We start from the raw sequence: 16149 nt of genomic DNA, 5'->3' as shown, positions 1-16149 counted from the left end.
TGCTCGATTTCACTTAACCGGCAAGCTTCACGGACTGGTTGTCCGGCAGCTTGACGACAGGGTTTTTGGTGATGTGGTTTTCAACGACGTCCCAGATGGCCGGACCCTCGGTGTCTTCGTTGACCGAAGCCCAGCCGGCGACGACATAGTCCTTGGCGGGATCGATGGTCTCGCCGGTCGCCAGAAGCGTCATATCGGAGATACGTTCGCCGATCTCCTTGTTCGGATCGATGGTGTAGCCCATGCCGCCGACGCGAACCATGTCGCCGCCCTGCTGGTAGTAGGGATCCTTGTTGAACAGGTTGTCGCCGACATCTTCCATGATATCCTTGAGCATCTTCCCGCTCATCGTCGAGCGGTAGGCCGCCGGATAGGTCATCGCGCAGGCATTGTGCAGGTCCTCGAAGGTGATCTCCTGTCCAGGCAGCAGCGTCGTGCCCCACCTGAACCCCGGCGACAACGCGATCTGGGCATCGCGCTCTTCGATCAGCGCCTGACAGATCAGATCGTCGAACGTGCCGTTGAAGTTCCCGCGCCGGTAGAGGAGATCCTCGGTCTTGCCGAGAACGCGGGACAGATCGCTTTCGTAAGGCGCCCGAACGTCGTCGATCAGGGCAGCCATCTCGGCGTCCGGCGTGATCACGTCCGAGAACACCGGGATGAGACGATAACTGTAACCCGCCAGCTTCCCGTCCTGAATATCGAGGTCGAGGCGCGACACGAACTTGCCGTTCGAGCCGGAAGCGATCACCAGCGTGTCGTTGACGATCACCGGTTCAGGCAGCGCGTCGTGGGTATGGCCGGTCAGGATGACGTCGATTCCGTCGACGCGCGAAGCAAGTTTGCGGTCCACGTCGAACCCGTTGTGGGACAGGAGCACGACCAGCTCCGCGCCCTCGCTTCGCGCTTCCTCGACATGGGCTGCGATATCCTCCTCGCGGATACCGAAGGACCAGCCGGGGATCATCCAGCGCGGGTTGGCGATCGGTGTATAGGGAAAGGCCTGACCGATCACGGCCACCTTGGCGCCGCCGCGCTCGAACATCTTCCAGCTCTCGAAGGCCGGCTCATCCCATTCGTTGTCGTAGATGTTCGATCCGAGAAACGCGAAAGGCAGGCCTTCAATGAGTTCCTGAACCCGGTCGGTGCCGTAGGTGAATTCCCAGTGGCCGGTCATGGCATCGGGTTGGAGGGCGTTCATGATCGTGACCATGTCCTGCCCGAGGGTCTGGTTGGCGGTATAACTTCCCTGCCATGTGTCGCCGCCGTCCAGAAGAAGGACGTTGTCCGCGCCACGGTCGGCCCGGATGCGCTTGACGATGGTGGCAACCCGGTCCATGCCGCCCATCTTGCCGTAGGTCTTGGCAAGCGCCACGTAGTCCTCGGAGGTCAAGGCATAGGCGTCCGGAGAACCCGCTTCGATATTGTAAAGCTTGAGGAAAACCGCGCCGGTCACATGCGGTGGCTTGCCTTTCACGTCGCCGATGCCCAGGTTGATCGACGGCTCCCGGAAATAGATCGGCTTCAGCTGGGCGTGAATGTCGGTGATATGGACCAGAGTGAGCTGACCCTTGGGTGCCATCTCCAGCAATTGGTCCTCGCTGAGCGCCTGCTGCGCCATCAGCCGGGACCAGGAGCCGGCCATGCCGGACCCGAGCAAGGCGCTGGTCGCCGTTGCCGCCATCAGGAACTCGCGTCTTGAGAACATTCCCTCGTCACTCCAAATCCTGGCCGCAGGGCCTGAAACCGGCCGGCCGTTAGCAAATCGATCCCGTTGGCGCGCAAGACACCTCGCGCACCCGCACCCTCCCGGAGGCGGTGTTGAATTTCAGTCGCGCCGCCCGTGCGGCAAAGGTCCGGCGCGGCGGCTGCCACCGCGCCGGAAGTTAAGCAGTCAGCCTATTGGCGAACCGCCGGGGTTTCGACGCCCAGGCCGGACCCGCGCCAGGTCACATAGACTTCCAGCGCCATAAGGTCGTCCGAGAATGCGGGCGGGAAAGCCGCCCGTGTATCGCGGATGCAGCCGCGGAAGCGATTGTGCAGAGACACCATCGCCGACTGCTTCAGCCGGTAGGTTGGAAATCCGTTGACATTGCCTTGGCTCAGGTGGTCCGCACGAATGTAGTTGCCGTTATAGTCTTCGTGGCAGGTAGCGCAGGACAGGTTCAACTGGCCGGTCCGCGTATAGTAGAGCTCCTCCCCCTTGTCCCACCAGGACTCCATGTCGCCCTGGGTCAGATCGACTTCGACCGGCATTCCGAGCGACTGGTGCTTGATGTAGGTCGTCAGGGCTTTCTGATCCGCCGCGTCGAACTTGTAGGGCTTTGCCTCCATGTTCTCTTCGCGGCACTTGTTGATCTGAAGCTCAATGTTGATCGGCCGTTCGGCATCCGCGTCCCATTTAGGATAGCTTGCGCCAAGTCCTTTCAGGAAACTCTCGCTGTCCTCGTGACAGGACGCACAGGACTTGCCCGCCGCTCCATCGACCGTGTTCCAGATTTCTTCTCCGCGCTCCACATAAAGCATACCGGGATTCTGGAAACTGTCGGCCTCCAGCGCACGGGTTTCGTCCGTGCGATAGTGCCAGCCTGAAATCAGTTCATCGAGCGGATGCCCCTCCGGAGCCGCCACACGAGTCTTGATCTCGATTTCGTCGTCGATCACAAGCTTGTCGTCCGCCGGTCCCCCAGCAAGTGCCGCAGTGCTTGCACTCACCACCGCCACTGCTAGCAGGGTGGCGAGCTTACTTTCCGTCTTAGCCAAATCGTCTCCTCCCGATTTGTGCGGCTTGACACCGCGGCCTATTCAACAGCGATCTTTTTCTCCGTCTCGTAGACGCTGCCATCGTCGTCCACCCAGGTGAACTTGAACGTACCGGGCTCATTCACCTTGGCGCTGAACTCGACGTAGGGGTTCGCCGAAACGGCGGGATCCATGTCGCAGCTGAAGACCACCTGCCCGTTGAACTCGCAGGTGAACTTGTTGATGATCTGCCGCGGAATGAGTTCGCCGGACTTCTTGTCCTTGCGCTGCCCGGACTCCATCGGATGGCTGATCAGCGTCTTGATGGTGATCACTTCGCCTTGAGATGCCTTTTTCGGCACTTTCACGCGTGGTTTTGGAGATGCCATATCTGTTGATCCTTTCCTCGCTTAGCCGCCGCAGCCACCGATGGTGACCTTGACTTCCTTGCGGTCGATATAGGTGGAACCGTCATTCATTTTCGCGACCGCGATCACATTCTGGGTCTTGGCGAGGCGAATGCGGGTCTTGGCTTCCGCCACACCGCTCATGGCGGTGAAATGAAACGTCGCGACGGCCGGGCTCGGATTGCCGTCCGCCAGGATGAGCACGGACTCGACAAAGCTGTCGGCGGTCATCGGACTGTCGACCGAGACACCCACCGGAACCGTGTTGCCGTTCTCGGCGATTTCCGGGGTATCCAGGGAAACGGTGCCTGCGGCAGGCTCCGCGCCGCCGGTGAAGGCCTTGATCGCAGCGTCTGTTTCATCGGCCGCCGCGAAGGACATTTTCGGGTTGAATGCCAGAACGGTGGCGGCGCCTGCCGTCAGGCCGAACAATTGGCGTCTGGTGATGGTCATCTCTTGCTCCTTGAGTCGCGAGATCAATCTTCTTTGAGCGTCATGAGGTAGGCGACGATGTCTTCCACCTCCTGTGCGCTCAGGATGGTTTTTCCGGCATGATCCTCGGCAACGTTGATCCCGACTTTCATGGTGTAGAATCCGGGCATGATGGTCTGTTCGCCGAAGACGTCCTTGGAATTGACAATGATCGCCCTGAGTTGGGCCTCCTCCCAGCGGTCTGCCGCGCCGTCGAGAACCGGACCGACCTCCCCGTGAAACAGCTGGTCGTTCAGGTCGGCATTGGCATGGCAAGCCAGGCAATTGCCCTTTTTCCGGTCGGCGAAGGTCTCGCGGCCGGCGACGGGATCACCCGCGACCCCGGTCAGGGACTGGGGCAGCTCCATATCGACGATCGGCACACTGTCCGGGGCAACGGTGCCCGCACTCGCCACGGATGCGGCCATCACCGCCGCGCCGGCCAGCAGTGCCGGCAAGCCTTTTCTAGTCGCGCCCTTACTCATGATGTCGGCTTTCCTCCTCAGTGTGAAACGGCTCGCTTTCGTCGAATGTCCGTTTCGCGACGGATGCGAAACCGCCTCCGCCTGTCCTCCTCACATTAAAAGATATGATTTTTTGCATATGTTATGCAATAGGCCTTTTTGCCGATCTTGCATTTTATCGTGCAAAGCCGCTCGGCTACTCGGCACCGAGCCGTCCCTGTTCCCGTAACTCATTGATTATACGGGCATGATACTTCTGAAAATGTTCGTCGCCATCATAACCTTTTTCGTGAACCCAGCGAAACATATTCAGGAAAGTCCATTTTCCGAAAGCCCCCGGCATGATCGCGACGGCCGTTTCCGAGACCGTTCCGCTCTCCGGCACCTCCTCCGGCAGAAAGACGATCGTGGGGGTGAAGACAAATCCCCATTTGCGCGCCGCCGTCTTTTCGCTCAGCTCCTCGCCGTCCAGATCGATGACCTCCTCGTCGCCGAACATGTTGTACTGAACGACCATGAAATTCTCCTTGATGTAATCCGTGACCTCCGGATCGGAGAGAATTTTTTCATGCATCTGCCGGCAGTAGATACAGCCGCGCTGTTCGAAGACGATCGCCAGCCGCTTGCCTTCGGCCGCCGCCGTCTCGATGTCTTCGGCGATATCCTTGAAGGTCACCGTGAACCAGGGCTGCTTGTGCAGACCGTCGTCGCCCACCGTGGCCGCGAGAGCCTGTGCATGCGGAAGCATGACAAGGCAAAGAGCGAAAGCCAGTCGTTTCCAGAGTCGCATTCCGATATCCTCCCTCTATTTTCCCCGGGCGTTTCAGCCGATTTGCGAGAACACGGGGAACGTTTCCAACAGCCAAAAGGCGATCGCGGACATCTGGCCGGTGATGAAAAGAACGCCTGTCAGAACGAGCAAACCTCCCATGACCTTTTCCACCGCGCCCATATGTTTGCGGAAGCGCCCGGCAAACTTTAGGAACCGGCTGGCAAAGGCGGCCGCCAGAATGAACGGAATGCCGATGCCGAGCGCATAGACCGCAAGCAGACCGGCGCCTTGCCAGGTCGTGTCGGAGGATCCGGCGACAAACAGGATCGCCGCGAGCACCGGCCCGACGCATGGGGTCCAGCCGAAGGCGAAGGCAAGCCCCATGAGAAAGGCGCCGAGCAATCCCGCGGGTTTGCTTTCCACATGAACCCGGGCTTCCCGGAATAGAAGCCCGATCCGGAACAGCCCGAGAAAATGCAGCCCCATGACGATGATGATCGCTCCGGCCACATAGGAAAGAATGTCGTAATAGCGAGCAACCGACTGGCCGATCACGCTGGCGGTCGCGCCGAGCGCGACAAACACGGCGGAGAAGCCGAGAACAAAGGCGATTGCCGCGAAGATGACCCGCCGTTCCGTCGCCGCCGTCGCGGTCTCCCCTTTCAGCTCGTCGAAACTGACACCCGCGAGATAGCACAGGTAAGGCGGTACGATGGGCAACACACACGGCGACACGAATGACAGCAGGCCGGCCAGAAACGCCGCCCAGAGCGATACATCGAGCATTCAACTCCTCCCAGGGACACCCGATTGAGACAGCTTTAAAATATTCAAATAATCCTATATATTGCAATCACAGAAATGCATGGATTTCAAAATGGTCAAACCCTACCGCTTCTTCCTGGTCGCAATGACCGTCGTTCCGGGCCTCTTTTGGACCGAGGCTCCGAAGGCTGCTGAGCTGCTCATGCTGGAGCAACCCGGCTGTGTCTGGTGCAAGCGCTGGAACGAGGAAATCGGCGTCGCGTATCCGAAGACCGAAGAAGGCCGGCTGGCACCCTTGCGGCGGGTGGACATCACCGAGCCGTGGCCCGCCGATCTCAACGGCATTGCCAGGGAACGAATGACACCGACGTTCGTTCTCGTTTCCGAGGGCCAGGAAATCGACCGGCTGCGAGGTTATCCCGGCGAGCATTTTTTCTGGCCACTACTTACGGGAATGCTTCAGAAACTGCCGGAAAACACCAACTAAGCTCGCTGTTGATATCTGTAATGACTTAAGGCAAGTATCTGTGTAGTCTTCGATTGTGCATCGCAGCAGCACCGCCAGCAAGGAAAGCGCGTTTCAAATGATTCTGCCGGCCTTCGATAAAAATATGGATGCGGAGGAACTCGACCTGCTCATGGATCAGGCGAGAAAGGCCAGCGATCTGCTCAAGGCGCTGTCTCATGAAGTGCGCCTTGTCATCCTGTGTCTGCTGTCCGAAGGCGAAAAGTCCGTTTCCGAACTGGAAGACATCCTGACCATGCCGCAGGCCGCCGTCTCGCAGCAACTGGCGCGGCTTCGCCTTGAAGGCCTGGTCCAGTCGCGCCGGGACGGGCGCATGATCTACTACAGCCTCCTGGACGACGAAATCAGCTCGATCATCGAGAGCCTGTACACGCTGTTCTGCAAGGACGTCCGGCCGGCCACAACCTGACGAAGGCTGAGCGGGCCGCCTGCAAGCGTGCGCTGCAGCATCGTCTTTGATTGCCGCTTTGTGCGCGGCCTGCTACGGTTTCCGAAACACGCTGAAGGTTTTGCAGAACCGGAATCCGGCCCTGCGGACATTCGCAGTTTCAGGTCTTTCGCGCTCTGATCCGCGGGTCCGCGGCCTGAAACAGTCGTGAGGAAACGCTCAGGATGCCCTCATAAAGGTCTTCGGGAGGATCTTGGGGAGACCATCGGGGTGTTGGGGGGAAACGGTAAACGCATATGATCGTCCTTGACCCGGTGCTTCTGACACCGCTGCTCGGCATTTTGGCGGGAAGCGTTCTGGGCTTCGTTGCCCGCTCAACCCATTTTTGCACGCTGTCGGCGCTGGAGCGCCATTGGTATGCCGGAGACAGCCGAACCCTGAGACTCTGGGTTCTTGCCTCACTCGTCGCGCTTGCCGGCAGCCAGCTTCTGTCCGGCCTCGGTCTTGCCGATCTGAAGGCATCTTTCTACCTGTCGCCCGATTTCGCCTGGACAGGCGCCATCGCGGGCGGGTTCATGTTCGGCATCGGCATGGCGTTTGTGGGAACATGCGGCTTTGGCGCCGTTCTGCGCCTGGGTGGCGGCAGTCTGCGGGCGCTGGTGGTTCTCACCGTCATCGGCCTGTCCGCCCTCGCCACGCAACGCGGCATTGTCGGTATCCTTCGCGTTCCGCTCGTCGACGACCTGGCGGTGTCCTTCGCCGGCAGCGGCAGCCAGTCCATGGGCGATATCGTCTCCACGATCTTCGGCATGAGACTTCAGGGAGCCGTCGCGATCCTGATCCTTCTGGCCGGTCTCTTCTGGGTGTTCAAGTCCCCGGCCTTCCGCCGGCAATATGCCAGGATCGGCGCGGCCATGGTCATCGGCAGCGTGATCCCTTTCGGCTGGTGGGCGACGAGCTTCATGGCCGCGCGGTCATTCCACCCGGTCCAGATCGAGGCCGGTTCCTTCGTCGTGCCTGTGGGCGACACCATCATGCAGCTCATCACCTACACCGGCACATGGCCCGATTACGGTGTCGGACTGATCGTCGGAACCCTGTTCGGCGCGGTCGCCGCCGCCGTCTGGAAACGCGACATACGCTGGGAAGCCTGCGACGACGCCCGCGAACTCGGACGCCACATTCTCGGCGGCACGTTGATGGGAATTGGCGGCGTCATTTCCATGGGCTGCACGGTGGGTCAGGGGATCACGGCCTTCTCGACCCTGGCCATTTCCGCCCCCGTCGTGATGATTTCCATGGCCCTGGGCGCCAGGGTTGGCCTCGCCTGGCTGGTCGAAGGCTCGGCACTGGCCGCCTTCCGCCGCAACCAGCATCCCTCCGCGGCCGAATAAAGAGTTATTCAGTAAACTGTGGTCTGGGAAAGTGTTTGTCGGGAAACTTTCGTCCCGGCTCAGGGCCGGGACAGTACCTTAAAAAAGTTTCCCTCGATCAACCGGCAACATATGTGTAACCGTCTCCGGTTTTCTCGACGCGGCCCTCGCCCGGATTGGGAAAGTGAAACCCGATCACCCGTGACTTGTCCTGCGCCAGTCTGTCAAGGAGACGCAGGCGCGTCTTGACGCCCTTCTCACCGTCTGTATCCGTGCCGGAAATCCACTCCGGTTTCTCGAATGAGATAATTGAGTTGGTGATGGCGTCGCCGATGATGAAAACACTCTCGGCTCCCCCGTGGATCGCGTAGGACATGTGGCCCGGCGTATGGCCGGACGTATCGACCGCCTCGACACCCGGAAAAATTTCCTGGTCCGGTTTGATCATCGACACCTGATCCTCAATGGCCTCGAACCGGGCCTGCGCCCCCACGACGAAGCTCTTGCGCGCTTCCGGCGTTTTCGCCAGGGTGTCGTCCGCACGCCAGAAATCCCATTCCGCCTGAGGCACCCAAATGGTGGCTTCCGGATAAAATGGATCGTCGAAATCGTCCAGGATTCCCCAAAGGTGGTCCGGGTGACCATGGGTCAGGACGACGTCGGTGATGTCCGACGGGTCGATCCCCGCTTCGTCTAGCTTGCCCGGCAGCTCTCCCGCGGTCGGTTGAAAATTCGCCCCGGCACCGACATCGAACAGGACGAGGCGGTCACCGCTTCTCAGGAGCGTGACATTGCAGTCCGGTCGCAAGGCGTCGGTAGCCAGACCATGGGGCGTCAGAAGCTCCGAAATTTCCTGCTCGCTCTGGTTCGGCAGGACAAAGTTCATCGGCAAGGACAAGTGGCCGTCGGAAAAGACGGTCAACTCATGATCACCAACCGCCAGGCTGGCCTCCGCGACGGCTCGGCCTGGCACACCGGCCAGGCCTGTGGCTGTCAACGCGACGCCGGCCGATAAAACCTGCCGTCTTGTCAGATTGAACGAGTTTGATTGAGACATGCTCTCCTCCACACATGCATAGTTTTGAATTTATCTATGTTTCCTTGAGATTGGTCAATGCGCAATTCGAAATACACCCGGACCATCCGCGGATTGGCGGAAGTTTGCGCGGTGGGAGAGGAAGCGCCATGGACTTGACCTATTTGCTGGACCGGATTTCCGAACCCTGGTTGCTGGCCCTGGGCGGGCTTCTGGTTGGAGCCCTGTTCGGCGCCTTCGCTCAGCAAAGCCGCTTTTGTCTGCGCGCCGCGAGCATCGAGTTCTCCCGGGGAACGCCCGGCGATCGCCTGCCGGTCTGGCTGCTGTCGTTTTCCGCCGCCTTGATCGGGACCCAGGTCCTGATCTCTATCGGTGAGGTTCAGGCCAACGAGGCCCGCCAGCTCGCGTCTCCGCAAAGTCTTTCGGGCGCCCTTCTCGGCGGCCTGATGTTCGGCACCGGCATGGTGCTCGCGCGCGGGTGCGCCAGCCGGCTCCTCGTCCTCTCCGCCACCGGAAATCTGCGGGCCCTCTTGTCCGGGCTTGTGTTCGCCGTGGTCGCGCAAGCAAGTTTGCGCGGGATCCTGAAACCGTTCCGCGAATGGATCGCCGCGCTCTGGACAACCGGCGACGTGGGTGGAAACGACATCACGGCGCATCTGGGGCTGACGTCCGGGATGACGATCGCCTTCGGCTGTCTCTGGCTCATCGCCGGTCTGGTCATTGCCTGGCGGGTAAAGGTGCCTGCCTGGCAATTGATCGCGGCAGCCGGAGCCGGGCTTGCCATTCCCCTCGCCTGGTGGTTCACGTCAGCCATGGCCCTTCAGGCCTTTGATCCGGTCCAGATCGAAGGCGTGACCTTCACCGGCCCCTCCGCCGACACGCTCATGCTGGTTCTCTCTCCTCCCGGCGATGTCCTGGATTTCGACATCGGCCTGGTTCCGGGGGTTTTTCTCGGTTCCTTTCTGGCGGCATTCCTGACACGCCAGCTCGAACTGCAGGGCTTCGAAGGGGGCAAATCCATGGCCCGCTACCTGACCGGCGCGACGCTGATGGGGTTCGGCGGCATGCTCGCCGGCGGCTGCGCGGTAGGGGCAGGCGTGACAGGCGCTTCCATTTTCGCACTCACCGCCTGGATCACACTGACCGGCATCTGGTTGTCCGCTGCGATCACCGACCGGATCCTGAGCGGACGGCTCGAACCCCGGGGCCAGCAGGTCGCCTGACGCCTTTCCCCAAATGTGGGTCTGCCATCGACGCAGTGCCGTCCGTCACAGGTCCAGCGCGTCTTTCCGCCTTAGACAAAACGGGGCGGCAGCGACCACAAGACTGGTTTGCGCATGCTTCAAACGGTAGCGGAGATCGTGTCTTTGACGTAGGTTTTCTGGCATGGTCCAGCCATCCTGCCGAGGCGCGCGCGGGAGGCGGGCGGACGTTGCGGTGTTTGACCCCGACGCCTTGTACAAGACCTTACGGAGAGAGAAATGTCGGAAACCCTGCAGACACAAACTTCGGCGGCAGGCACCCCCCTGGCCCCGTCCGAACGCTACGCCGTGACGACCCGTCTGCTGCATTGGCTCGTGGCGGTTCTGGTCCTGGCAACCTGGCCGCTCGGTTTCCTCATCCACTACGTCAACAACGATGCCAAGATGGACTTCTACATGCTGCACGAGGGCTTCGGTTTCCTGGTCCTATGGCTGATGCTTGTCCGTGTCGGCAACAAGCTGATCGCCCGCAAGCCGCCGGCGGAAGGAAGCGCGATGGAAAAAATCGCGGCGGAATCCGTTCACGGTCTTCTTTATCTGTTTCTCATCGTGATGCCCGTCAGCGGGTTTCTGGCCACCAACGCGCACGGTTTCCCGCTGAAGTGGTTCGGCGCCGTCACGGTTTGGAGCCCGATCGGAAAATCGCCTGAAATCGCGGGAACTCTATCGGCCATTCATGAATGGAGCGCCTGGATTCTGTTCGCCCTGTTCGCCGTGCATATCGCAGCCGTTCTGTTTCATCACATGATCCGGCGCGACGCCACGCTCTACAAGATACTCTGAAAGCGGACCGGAGCCCGCGCTCAGTCTGACGGTCGATCGGCCGGTTCCGGCAGATCATCCACCCGCATTGGCTTCAAGATTTCCTGCCGGGTCCACAATCCGACCCTCAGATGCTTCTGGCGGCCGCGGATGGCCGCTGTTTCCACACGGTGCGCGGAAAATGGCTCGTCCGCGGAGGCGTTGGCGGCATCCGTAAGATCGGTCGACAGGGCAACCGATGCTTCCAGGCCCTTCGCAACATCCTGAAGACGGCTGGCCACGTTTACGCAGTCGCCTGTCGCGGCGATCTGCTGCTGGTTCTCGTGCCCCAGCCTGGACAGGACAACCTGCCCGTAGTGCCCCCCGACCCGCACGCCGCTGATTTCGCCCTCCAGGCCGCTGTCGGAAATCCAGGCTCCGACACTGCGCGCAAGGTCGAAAGCACATTGACAGGCATCGGCCGCGTCCGTTGAGCCGGCATCCGGAATACCGAAACCGAGCATTGCGCCGTCGCCCATGAAATCCAGAACGAGACCGTTGTTCTTGCCGGTCTCGTTGACCACCAGCGTATGGAAAGCCTTGAGCACGTCCCGGGTGCGGGCGGGCCCGAGCCGCTCGCTCAGGCCGGTGTAACCCGACAGGTCGATAAACAGTATGGCCACGTCCTGCTCCTTCGGCGCGAGCAGGAAGGACGGGTCCTCCGCGATGCGTCTGGCGATCGCCGGTGCCTGGAACCGGCTGAGCGCTTCCTGCGCCACCGTCAGGCGCCGGGTCCGGTAGCGATCCGCCACCTGTCTCAAGATCACCAGCGCCACGACGGGAGGAACGCTGGCCACGATCGGCAACGCGCCATTGAACCAGTAGCCGTTTCCGAACAGAACGGTGATCGCCGCGAGCCATCCTGTCAGAAGGCCGATGAAGGTCAGGGAGGCGGCGGCCAGCGGCAACACCACCACCGCCAGAACGCCGAGACAGGTGATCAAAAGAGCTGCGACAGCATCTATCGACCTGACGGCGGAATTCCGAATCAGGCAAGACCCGTCCAGAAGATTAGCCATTGCCGTCGCCTGAACCTCAACGCCAGGCAGAATCTGGTCGAAGGGGGTCGCGAACCGGTCGCCGACTCCGGTCGCGGTCACCCCGAGAACGGCCAGCCGGCCATTGATCTCGGCCGGATCCGCGACACCGTCGAAAAGGTCCTGGGCACTGATGGTTCTGACCGTTCCGCGCGGACCGTAATAATTCAGCGGCATATGCCATCCGAGATCGAGCGGTTGCACGCGCTCCCCGAGCCGTATTCCCTCGGCGGTCAGAGAAGGCATGGCTCCGAGATAAACGCCTGCGGCACTGAGCGCGAAAGACGGTGCCAGGCTGCCTTGCACCTGAAACAGAAGTGGAATGTGACGCGGCGTGCCCCCATTGTCGGTCGCCACGTTCACAAGACCGACGGAGGCAGCTTTCGAAAAGACGTCCAATGGCATGAGCTGCCCGTCGGCCACCGGGATCAAGGCGTCTGAATGTGTCGCCTGCGCGAATTGCGCCGCTCCGGCGATGACCGTCGGAAGCGAACCGAGCGCCTCGGCCAGAACCGCATCGGCCTCGGGATCGGATGCGCTGACCAGCAGGATGTCGACAGCCAGTCCGCGCGCACCGGCAGCCTTGATCCTTTCGATCAAGAGCGCAAGTCGCCTGCGCCCGATGGGCTGTGTCCCGGACGCGGAAATCGTTGCATCGTCAATCGCGATCACAACGACGTTATCCGGCGACGCGCGCGTGCCGGTGACATGAATGCGCCAATCGAGCAGAACGGTCTCGACCCGATCGAACCAGCTCCCCGTGCCTGCCAAATGACGCTGTCCGAGCCAGCCGGCCCAGATACCGCCAATCACGAATGCTCCAACGAACATCCAGACAGGCAAGTGGGGTTTCATCGTCCGAATCGTGCCAACAGCTCGTCAACCCTCTGCTGGCCCCACTGCGTGGTGACCATCGGCGTATTCTCCGAAACGTCGACCCCCTCGCCGGCCGTCAGGGTTACTCCCGACGAACCGCCACGTCTGGTGACCTCGACCTCCCCACGTTCAACGAAGACCGAGGTGACCTCCTTGCCCACATCGACGATGAAAACGGTTCCGCGAACCGCGGCGATCGCGTGCGGTGTGAGGATCTGGAACGGGCCGCTCCCCGGCGCCACTTCGATCAGGAGCGCGCGTCCCGTCAGGTCCACGCTGTCCGGCCGGGTCTGCCCGTCCACGTCCTGGATTTGCAGGACCGCCGCTGCCTCGGCCTCGAGTACCAGTCCGTTTGCGCATTTGAAGATGACCCGCGCCGGATCCGACGCTTCCGTCCTGACACAGCCGCCGGCTTGCTGAGCGGGACTTGACAACGGGGCCATCACGGCTAAGCAGGACAGTATGGCGAAGATTACGGATATTCGTTGGGGCATTACTTCCTCGGCAGACTTTCTGGAAATCGTTTTCTGACCAAATGGTCTATGATGTGACGCTTAAATCTCAATCGTTGTTACCACCGTGGTAATGACAGGGGTTTGATAGTTGAAAGTGCGAACAATGGATGATCAAGACAGCATCGCCAAGGAAAAGCTCCTGAGCCGGAGCATGATTTTCGAAGCACTGGACGAAAAAAGCAAGGTCGATCTGGCGTCCTTCGCCCACATCAAACGGTACAAGGCGGGCCAGACCGTCTTTGACATGGGAAGCCCCGGCCTCAGCATGATGGCCATCGCGGAAGGCACCGTGCGCGTGAGCATGCAAACCCCTTCCGCGCGCGACGTCACCCTATCCGAACTGAGCGCCGGAGATGTTTTCGGCGAGATCGCGCTGCTGGACGGCGGAGAAAGATCCGCGAACGTCAAGGCCCTGACGAACTGCACCATGGTCGTGCTCGAGCGACGATCCCTGCTTGAGGTCCTGCACCGCGACCCGAGCCTCTCGATCCGTCTCATCGAGTTGCTCTGCAAGAGGGTACGCCGGTCTGACGAACGGATGATGGAAATCGCGTTTTACGATCTGCCCTCCCGCCTCGCCAAGGCGCTTCTCCGCGTTACGACCACCGCGCCCGGAAGCCCCGAGAAACCGCTCGGCAAATTGTCCATGTCGCAGTCGGAAATCGCCAGCCTGATCGGGGTCACTCGTGAGAACGTCAACCGATGCCTGCGCAAATGGCAACGCGCCGAGGTCGTCGACCTGAAGGACGGCTGGCTCATTATCCGTGACCGCGAAAAGCTCGAAGACATCGCGGAATCGGAGTAAACTGCCGTTTCTGCCTGCTGGCTCTGAACCTGAGCCAAATCTCAAGGCACCCCCTCTCCAGGAGCGCAGCACAGGACAAGCGGAACACCGCCTGCCACGGAACAGTGCTTGATTTCCTGTCCGGTCAAACGATCGGCAACCGGACCTACCGCAACGTCCGTTTCGAACCACTCGCCTACCGGCACGCGCCTTGGCCACACGACCGTTGTTGTCACCGTTGTAAAAGCAATGATAATCGTAATTCCTATCGTTGTTTTTTTGACAGAGAGGGCCGTTGATGGGCGAAGAGCTTGAGGTATTCCTGTTGGGCGAGCTTCGCGTCGTGACACAGGGACAGGAAAGGTCTTTACCCGCTTCGAAAAAAGCCCGTGCTCTTCTTGCATTCCTCGTGGCGACCGGCCGCCCGCACAGGCGCGAGCGGTTGTGCGAACTGTTCTGGAACGTTCCCGACGACCCGAAGGCCGCGTTACGCTGGGCTCTGAGCAAGCTGCGGCGGGTTGTAGACGCACCGGACAACACACGGATTATCGCGGACCGCGAACGCGTCCATTTCAACATTCAAAACGCCTGTGTCGACATTCGCGACATCCATACCAGCCTGCGGGAGGGAGCCGACCGATTGAGCATCCCGGAGCTTGAAGCCATGGCCGGGAAACTCGACGGCCAATTGCTCGGCGGGCTCGACAACGCGGGAGACGACGCCTTCGCCACCTGGCTGATCGCCGAACGCGTCGATGCGGAACGGGCTCATGTCGAGGTCCTCAGACGGCTCGCCACCCACAAGGACATGGATCCCATGTCGGCAAGGAAGTGGTTGGCCCTGTGGTCCCATGCCGATCCGGAGGGAGCGGCCGAGTATCAGGACAGGGAACCGGAGCAGAAATCGTCACAGACCGCTCTTCATTCTCAAAAAGGATTCCCCGCTCAACGGTCTTCCGGCAAGAGCGGAGCGAAACAGGGCCGCCGTGTCGAAACCGCGGGCCTCGTTTCCGCCGACGCGTTGCGCGCGCAGAAAATCGGCTTTTGCGAAGTCGCCGACGGCACCAAGATCGCCTATGCGACCATCGGTTCCGGACCGCCGCTCCTGAAGGCGGCCAACTGGCTCAATCACCTTGAGTTCGACTGGGCGAGCCCGATATGGGGTCAGAGCTTCGCCACCATGGCGCGTAACCGCACATTCATCCGCTACGACGAACGCGGCTGCGGCCTGTCCGACTGGGACGTTTCCGACCTGAGCTTCGACGCCTTCGTCGAGGATCTCGAGGCCGTCGCCGACAAGCTCAAGCTCGAGCGTTTCCCGCTTCTTGGCATTTCGCAAGGCTGCGCCGTCTCGATCGAATATGCCGTCCGCCACCCAGAGAGAGTGAGCGCGCTCGTTCTGATCAGCGGCTATGCAGCCGGATGGCGTCATCTCGCTACGCCGGAAGAGCAGGCCCGACGCGAGGCGGTCCTGACCCTGACCGAACTCGGCTGGGGCACCGACAACCCGGCCTACCGTCATATTTTCTCGCAGACCTTCCTTCCGGACGCGAGCGCCGAGGATCTTGAATGGTTCGACGAGTTCCAGCGCCAGACCACCTCGCCGCGCAACGCGGCGCGCTTCCAGGATGCTTTCGGCTATATCGACGTGCGTGACCGGCTGGCAAAGGTCAAGGCACCGACGATCGTTCTTCATGCCAAATATGACCAGCGCATCCCCCTCGAACTGGGCCGCGCGCTGGCGGCCGGCATTCCCGACGCGCAATTCGTTCCGCTTGAAAGCCGCAACCACATCCTGGTCGACTATGAACCCGCCCTGAAGGTCTGTCTGGATACGGTAAACCGGTTTCTGGAAGAAAAAGGCCTGTGAGCGATCCGAACATGAAACCGGCTGCGGATCCGGCCTCGCCCCCGTCCAGGGGGCGGTGAC

At 61.0% G+C, this 16149-nt stretch carries 17 protein-coding genes; 7 read left to right on the top strand and 10 right to left on the bottom strand.

Going from position 1 to position 16149, the window contains the following annotated elements:
• Positions 1-13: 13 nt before the first annotated feature.
• The 7 genes from soxB to JF539_RS19600 all read right to left on the bottom strand — a co-directional run bounded on the left by soxB (position 14) and on the right by JF539_RS19600 (position 5642).
• The gene (gene soxB / locus JF539_RS19630; protein ID WP_207142402.1) at positions 14-1708 is read right to left on the bottom strand and encodes a thiosulfohydrolase SoxB; all 1695 of its coding nucleotides are present in this window, start codon (positions 1706-1708) and stop codon (positions 14-16) included.
• Between the two features lie 191 nt (positions 1709-1899).
• Entirely contained in the window at positions 1900-2763 is an 864-nt protein-coding gene (soxA, locus tag JF539_RS19625) for a sulfur oxidation c-type cytochrome SoxA (protein WP_209017430.1), read from the bottom strand.
• A gap of 38 nt (positions 2764-2801) precedes the next feature.
• Entirely contained in the window at positions 2802-3131 is a 330-nt protein-coding gene (gene soxZ, locus JF539_RS19620) for a thiosulfate oxidation carrier complex protein SoxZ (protein ID WP_207142401.1), read from the bottom strand.
• 21 nt (positions 3132-3152) lie between these two features.
• Positions 3153-3602 (bottom strand): thiosulfate oxidation carrier protein SoxY, encoded by a 450-nt coding sequence (gene soxY / locus JF539_RS19615; RefSeq protein ID WP_207142400.1) that lies wholly within the window; start codon positions 3600-3602, stop codon positions 3153-3155.
• A 23-nt stretch (positions 3603-3625) separates the two neighbouring features.
• Positions 3626-4105 carry a sulfur oxidation c-type cytochrome SoxX gene (gene soxX / locus JF539_RS19610; RefSeq protein WP_207142399.1) on the bottom strand — a complete coding sequence of 160 codons (480 nt, stop codon included), beginning with the start codon at positions 4103-4105 and terminating at the stop codon, positions 3626-3628.
• 175 nt (positions 4106-4280) lie between these two features.
• Positions 4281-4874, bottom strand: coding sequence for a thioredoxin fold domain-containing protein (locus tag JF539_RS19605; RefSeq protein WP_207142398.1), 594 nt, complete (start codon positions 4872-4874; stop codon positions 4281-4283).
• Between the two features lie 33 nt (positions 4875-4907).
• Positions 4908-5642 carry a cytochrome c biogenesis CcdA family protein gene (locus JF539_RS19600; RefSeq protein WP_207142397.1) on the bottom strand — a complete coding sequence of 245 codons (735 nt, stop codon included), beginning with the start codon at positions 5640-5642 and terminating at the stop codon, positions 4908-4910.
• 91 nt (positions 5643-5733) lie between these two features.
• Between JF539_RS19600 and JF539_RS19595 the strand changes: the two genes are divergently transcribed.
• From JF539_RS19595 to JF539_RS19585, 3 genes are all read left to right on the top strand, one after another.
• A complete protein-coding gene (locus JF539_RS19595) occupies positions 5734-6108 on the top strand; it encodes a transcriptional regulator (protein WP_207142396.1) in 375 nt (124 codons plus the stop codon).
• A 97-nt stretch (positions 6109-6205) separates the two neighbouring features.
• Entirely contained in the window at positions 6206-6556 is a 351-nt protein-coding gene (locus tag JF539_RS19590; protein ID WP_207142395.1) for an ArsR/SmtB family transcription factor, read from the top strand.
• A gap of 275 nt (positions 6557-6831) precedes the next feature.
• Entirely contained in the window at positions 6832-7929 is a 1098-nt protein-coding gene (locus JF539_RS19585; RefSeq protein ID WP_207142394.1) for a YeeE/YedE family protein, read from the top strand.
• Positions 7930-8026: 97 nt separating this feature from the next.
• Here JF539_RS19585 and JF539_RS19580 read toward each other — a convergent pair whose 3' ends face one another.
• Positions 8027-8965, bottom strand: a complete 939-nt coding sequence (locus JF539_RS19580; RefSeq protein ID WP_207142393.1) for an MBL fold metallo-hydrolase — start codon at positions 8963-8965, stop codon at positions 8027-8029.
• Between the two features lie 128 nt (positions 8966-9093).
• Here JF539_RS19580 and JF539_RS19575 point away from each other — a divergent pair, with 128 nt between their 5' ends.
• Together JF539_RS19575 and JF539_RS19570 are read left to right on the top strand one after the other, a co-directional pair.
• Positions 9094-10167: a YeeE/YedE family protein gene (locus JF539_RS19575; RefSeq protein WP_207142392.1), complete on the top strand. Its 1074-nt coding sequence runs from the start codon at positions 9094-9096 to the stop codon at positions 10165-10167.
• 258 nt (positions 10168-10425) lie between these two features.
• Positions 10426-10989: a cytochrome b gene (locus JF539_RS19570; protein ID WP_207142391.1), complete on the top strand. Its 564-nt coding sequence runs from the start codon at positions 10426-10428 to the stop codon at positions 10987-10989.
• A gap of 20 nt (positions 10990-11009) precedes the next feature.
• On the opposite strand, the gene JF539_RS19565 is transcribed toward JF539_RS19570, so the two are convergent.
• Both JF539_RS19565 and JF539_RS19560 read right to left on the bottom strand, forming a co-directional pair.
• Positions 11010-12899: a CHASE2 domain-containing protein gene (locus tag JF539_RS19565; RefSeq protein ID WP_207142390.1), complete on the bottom strand. Its 1890-nt coding sequence runs from the start codon at positions 12897-12899 to the stop codon at positions 11010-11012.
• On the bottom strand, positions 12896-13354 hold the full coding sequence (locus JF539_RS19560) for a FecR domain-containing protein (RefSeq protein WP_207142389.1): 459 nt from the start codon (positions 13352-13354) through the stop codon (positions 12896-12898). Before JF539_RS19560 ends, JF539_RS19565 begins: the two co-directional genes overlap by 4 nt.
• A gap of 184 nt (positions 13355-13538) precedes the next feature.
• On the opposite strand from JF539_RS19560, the gene JF539_RS19555 reads away from it, so the two are divergent.
• Positions 13539-14240 carry a Crp/Fnr family transcriptional regulator gene (locus JF539_RS19555; RefSeq protein ID WP_207142388.1) on the top strand — a complete coding sequence of 234 codons (702 nt, stop codon included), beginning with the start codon at positions 13539-13541 and terminating at the stop codon, positions 14238-14240.
• A gap of 277 nt (positions 14241-14517) precedes the next feature.
• Positions 14518-16089, top strand: coding sequence for an alpha/beta hydrolase (locus tag JF539_RS19550; RefSeq protein WP_207142387.1), 1572 nt, complete (start codon positions 14518-14520; stop codon positions 16087-16089).
• Positions 16090-16149 lie beyond the last annotated feature (60 nt).

This window comes from Roseibium aggregatum (assembly GCF_017309185.1).
GTDB classification, from domain to species: Bacteria; Pseudomonadota; Alphaproteobacteria; order Rhizobiales; family Stappiaceae; genus Roseibium; species Roseibium aggregatum_B.
Note: the sequence above shows the minus strand (reverse complement) of the source record. Positions and strands in the feature narration are given on the sequence as shown.

Excerpts from the sequence above, each read along its gene's own strand:
- soxB (WP_207142402.1), bottom strand. The coding sequence starts at position 1,708 with ATGTTCTCAAGACGCGAGTTCCTGATGGCGGCAACGGCGACCAGCGCC.
- soxZ (WP_207142401.1), bottom strand. The coding sequence starts at position 3,131 with ATGGCATCTCCAAAACCACGCGTGAAAGTGCCGAAAAAGGCATCTCAA.
- soxY (WP_207142400.1), bottom strand. The coding sequence starts at position 3,602 with ATGACCATCACCAGACGCCAATTGTTCGGCCTGACGGCAGGCGCCGCC.
- soxX (WP_207142399.1), bottom strand. The coding sequence starts at position 4,105 with ATGAGTAAGGGCGCGACTAGAAAAGGCTTGCCGGCACTGCTGGCCGGC.
- JF539_RS19605 (WP_207142398.1), bottom strand. The coding sequence starts at position 4,874 with ATGCGACTCTGGAAACGACTGGCTTTCGCTCTTTGCCTTGTCATGCTT.
- JF539_RS19600 (WP_207142397.1), bottom strand. The coding sequence starts at position 5,642 with ATGCTCGATGTATCGCTCTGGGCGGCGTTTCTGGCCGGCCTGCTGTCA.
- JF539_RS19595 (WP_207142396.1), top strand. The coding sequence starts at position 5,734 with ATGGTCAAACCCTACCGCTTCTTCCTGGTCGCAATGACCGTCGTTCCG.
- JF539_RS19590 (WP_207142395.1), top strand. The coding sequence starts at position 6,206 with ATGATTCTGCCGGCCTTCGATAAAAATATGGATGCGGAGGAACTCGAC.
- JF539_RS19585 (WP_207142394.1), top strand. The coding sequence starts at position 6,832 with ATGATCGTCCTTGACCCGGTGCTTCTGACACCGCTGCTCGGCATTTTG.
- JF539_RS19580 (WP_207142393.1), bottom strand. The coding sequence starts at position 8,965 with ATGTCTCAATCAAACTCGTTCAATCTGACAAGACGGCAGGTTTTATCG.
- JF539_RS19575 (WP_207142392.1), top strand. The coding sequence starts at position 9,094 with ATGGACTTGACCTATTTGCTGGACCGGATTTCCGAACCCTGGTTGCTG.
- JF539_RS19570 (WP_207142391.1), top strand. The coding sequence starts at position 10,426 with ATGTCGGAAACCCTGCAGACACAAACTTCGGCGGCAGGCACCCCCCTG.
- JF539_RS19565 (WP_207142390.1), bottom strand. The coding sequence starts at position 12,899 with ATGAAACCCCACTTGCCTGTCTGGATGTTCGTTGGAGCATTCGTGATT.
- JF539_RS19555 (WP_207142388.1), top strand. The coding sequence starts at position 13,539 with ATGGATGATCAAGACAGCATCGCCAAGGAAAAGCTCCTGAGCCGGAGC.
- JF539_RS19550 (WP_207142387.1), top strand. The coding sequence starts at position 14,518 with ATGGGCGAAGAGCTTGAGGTATTCCTGTTGGGCGAGCTTCGCGTCGTG.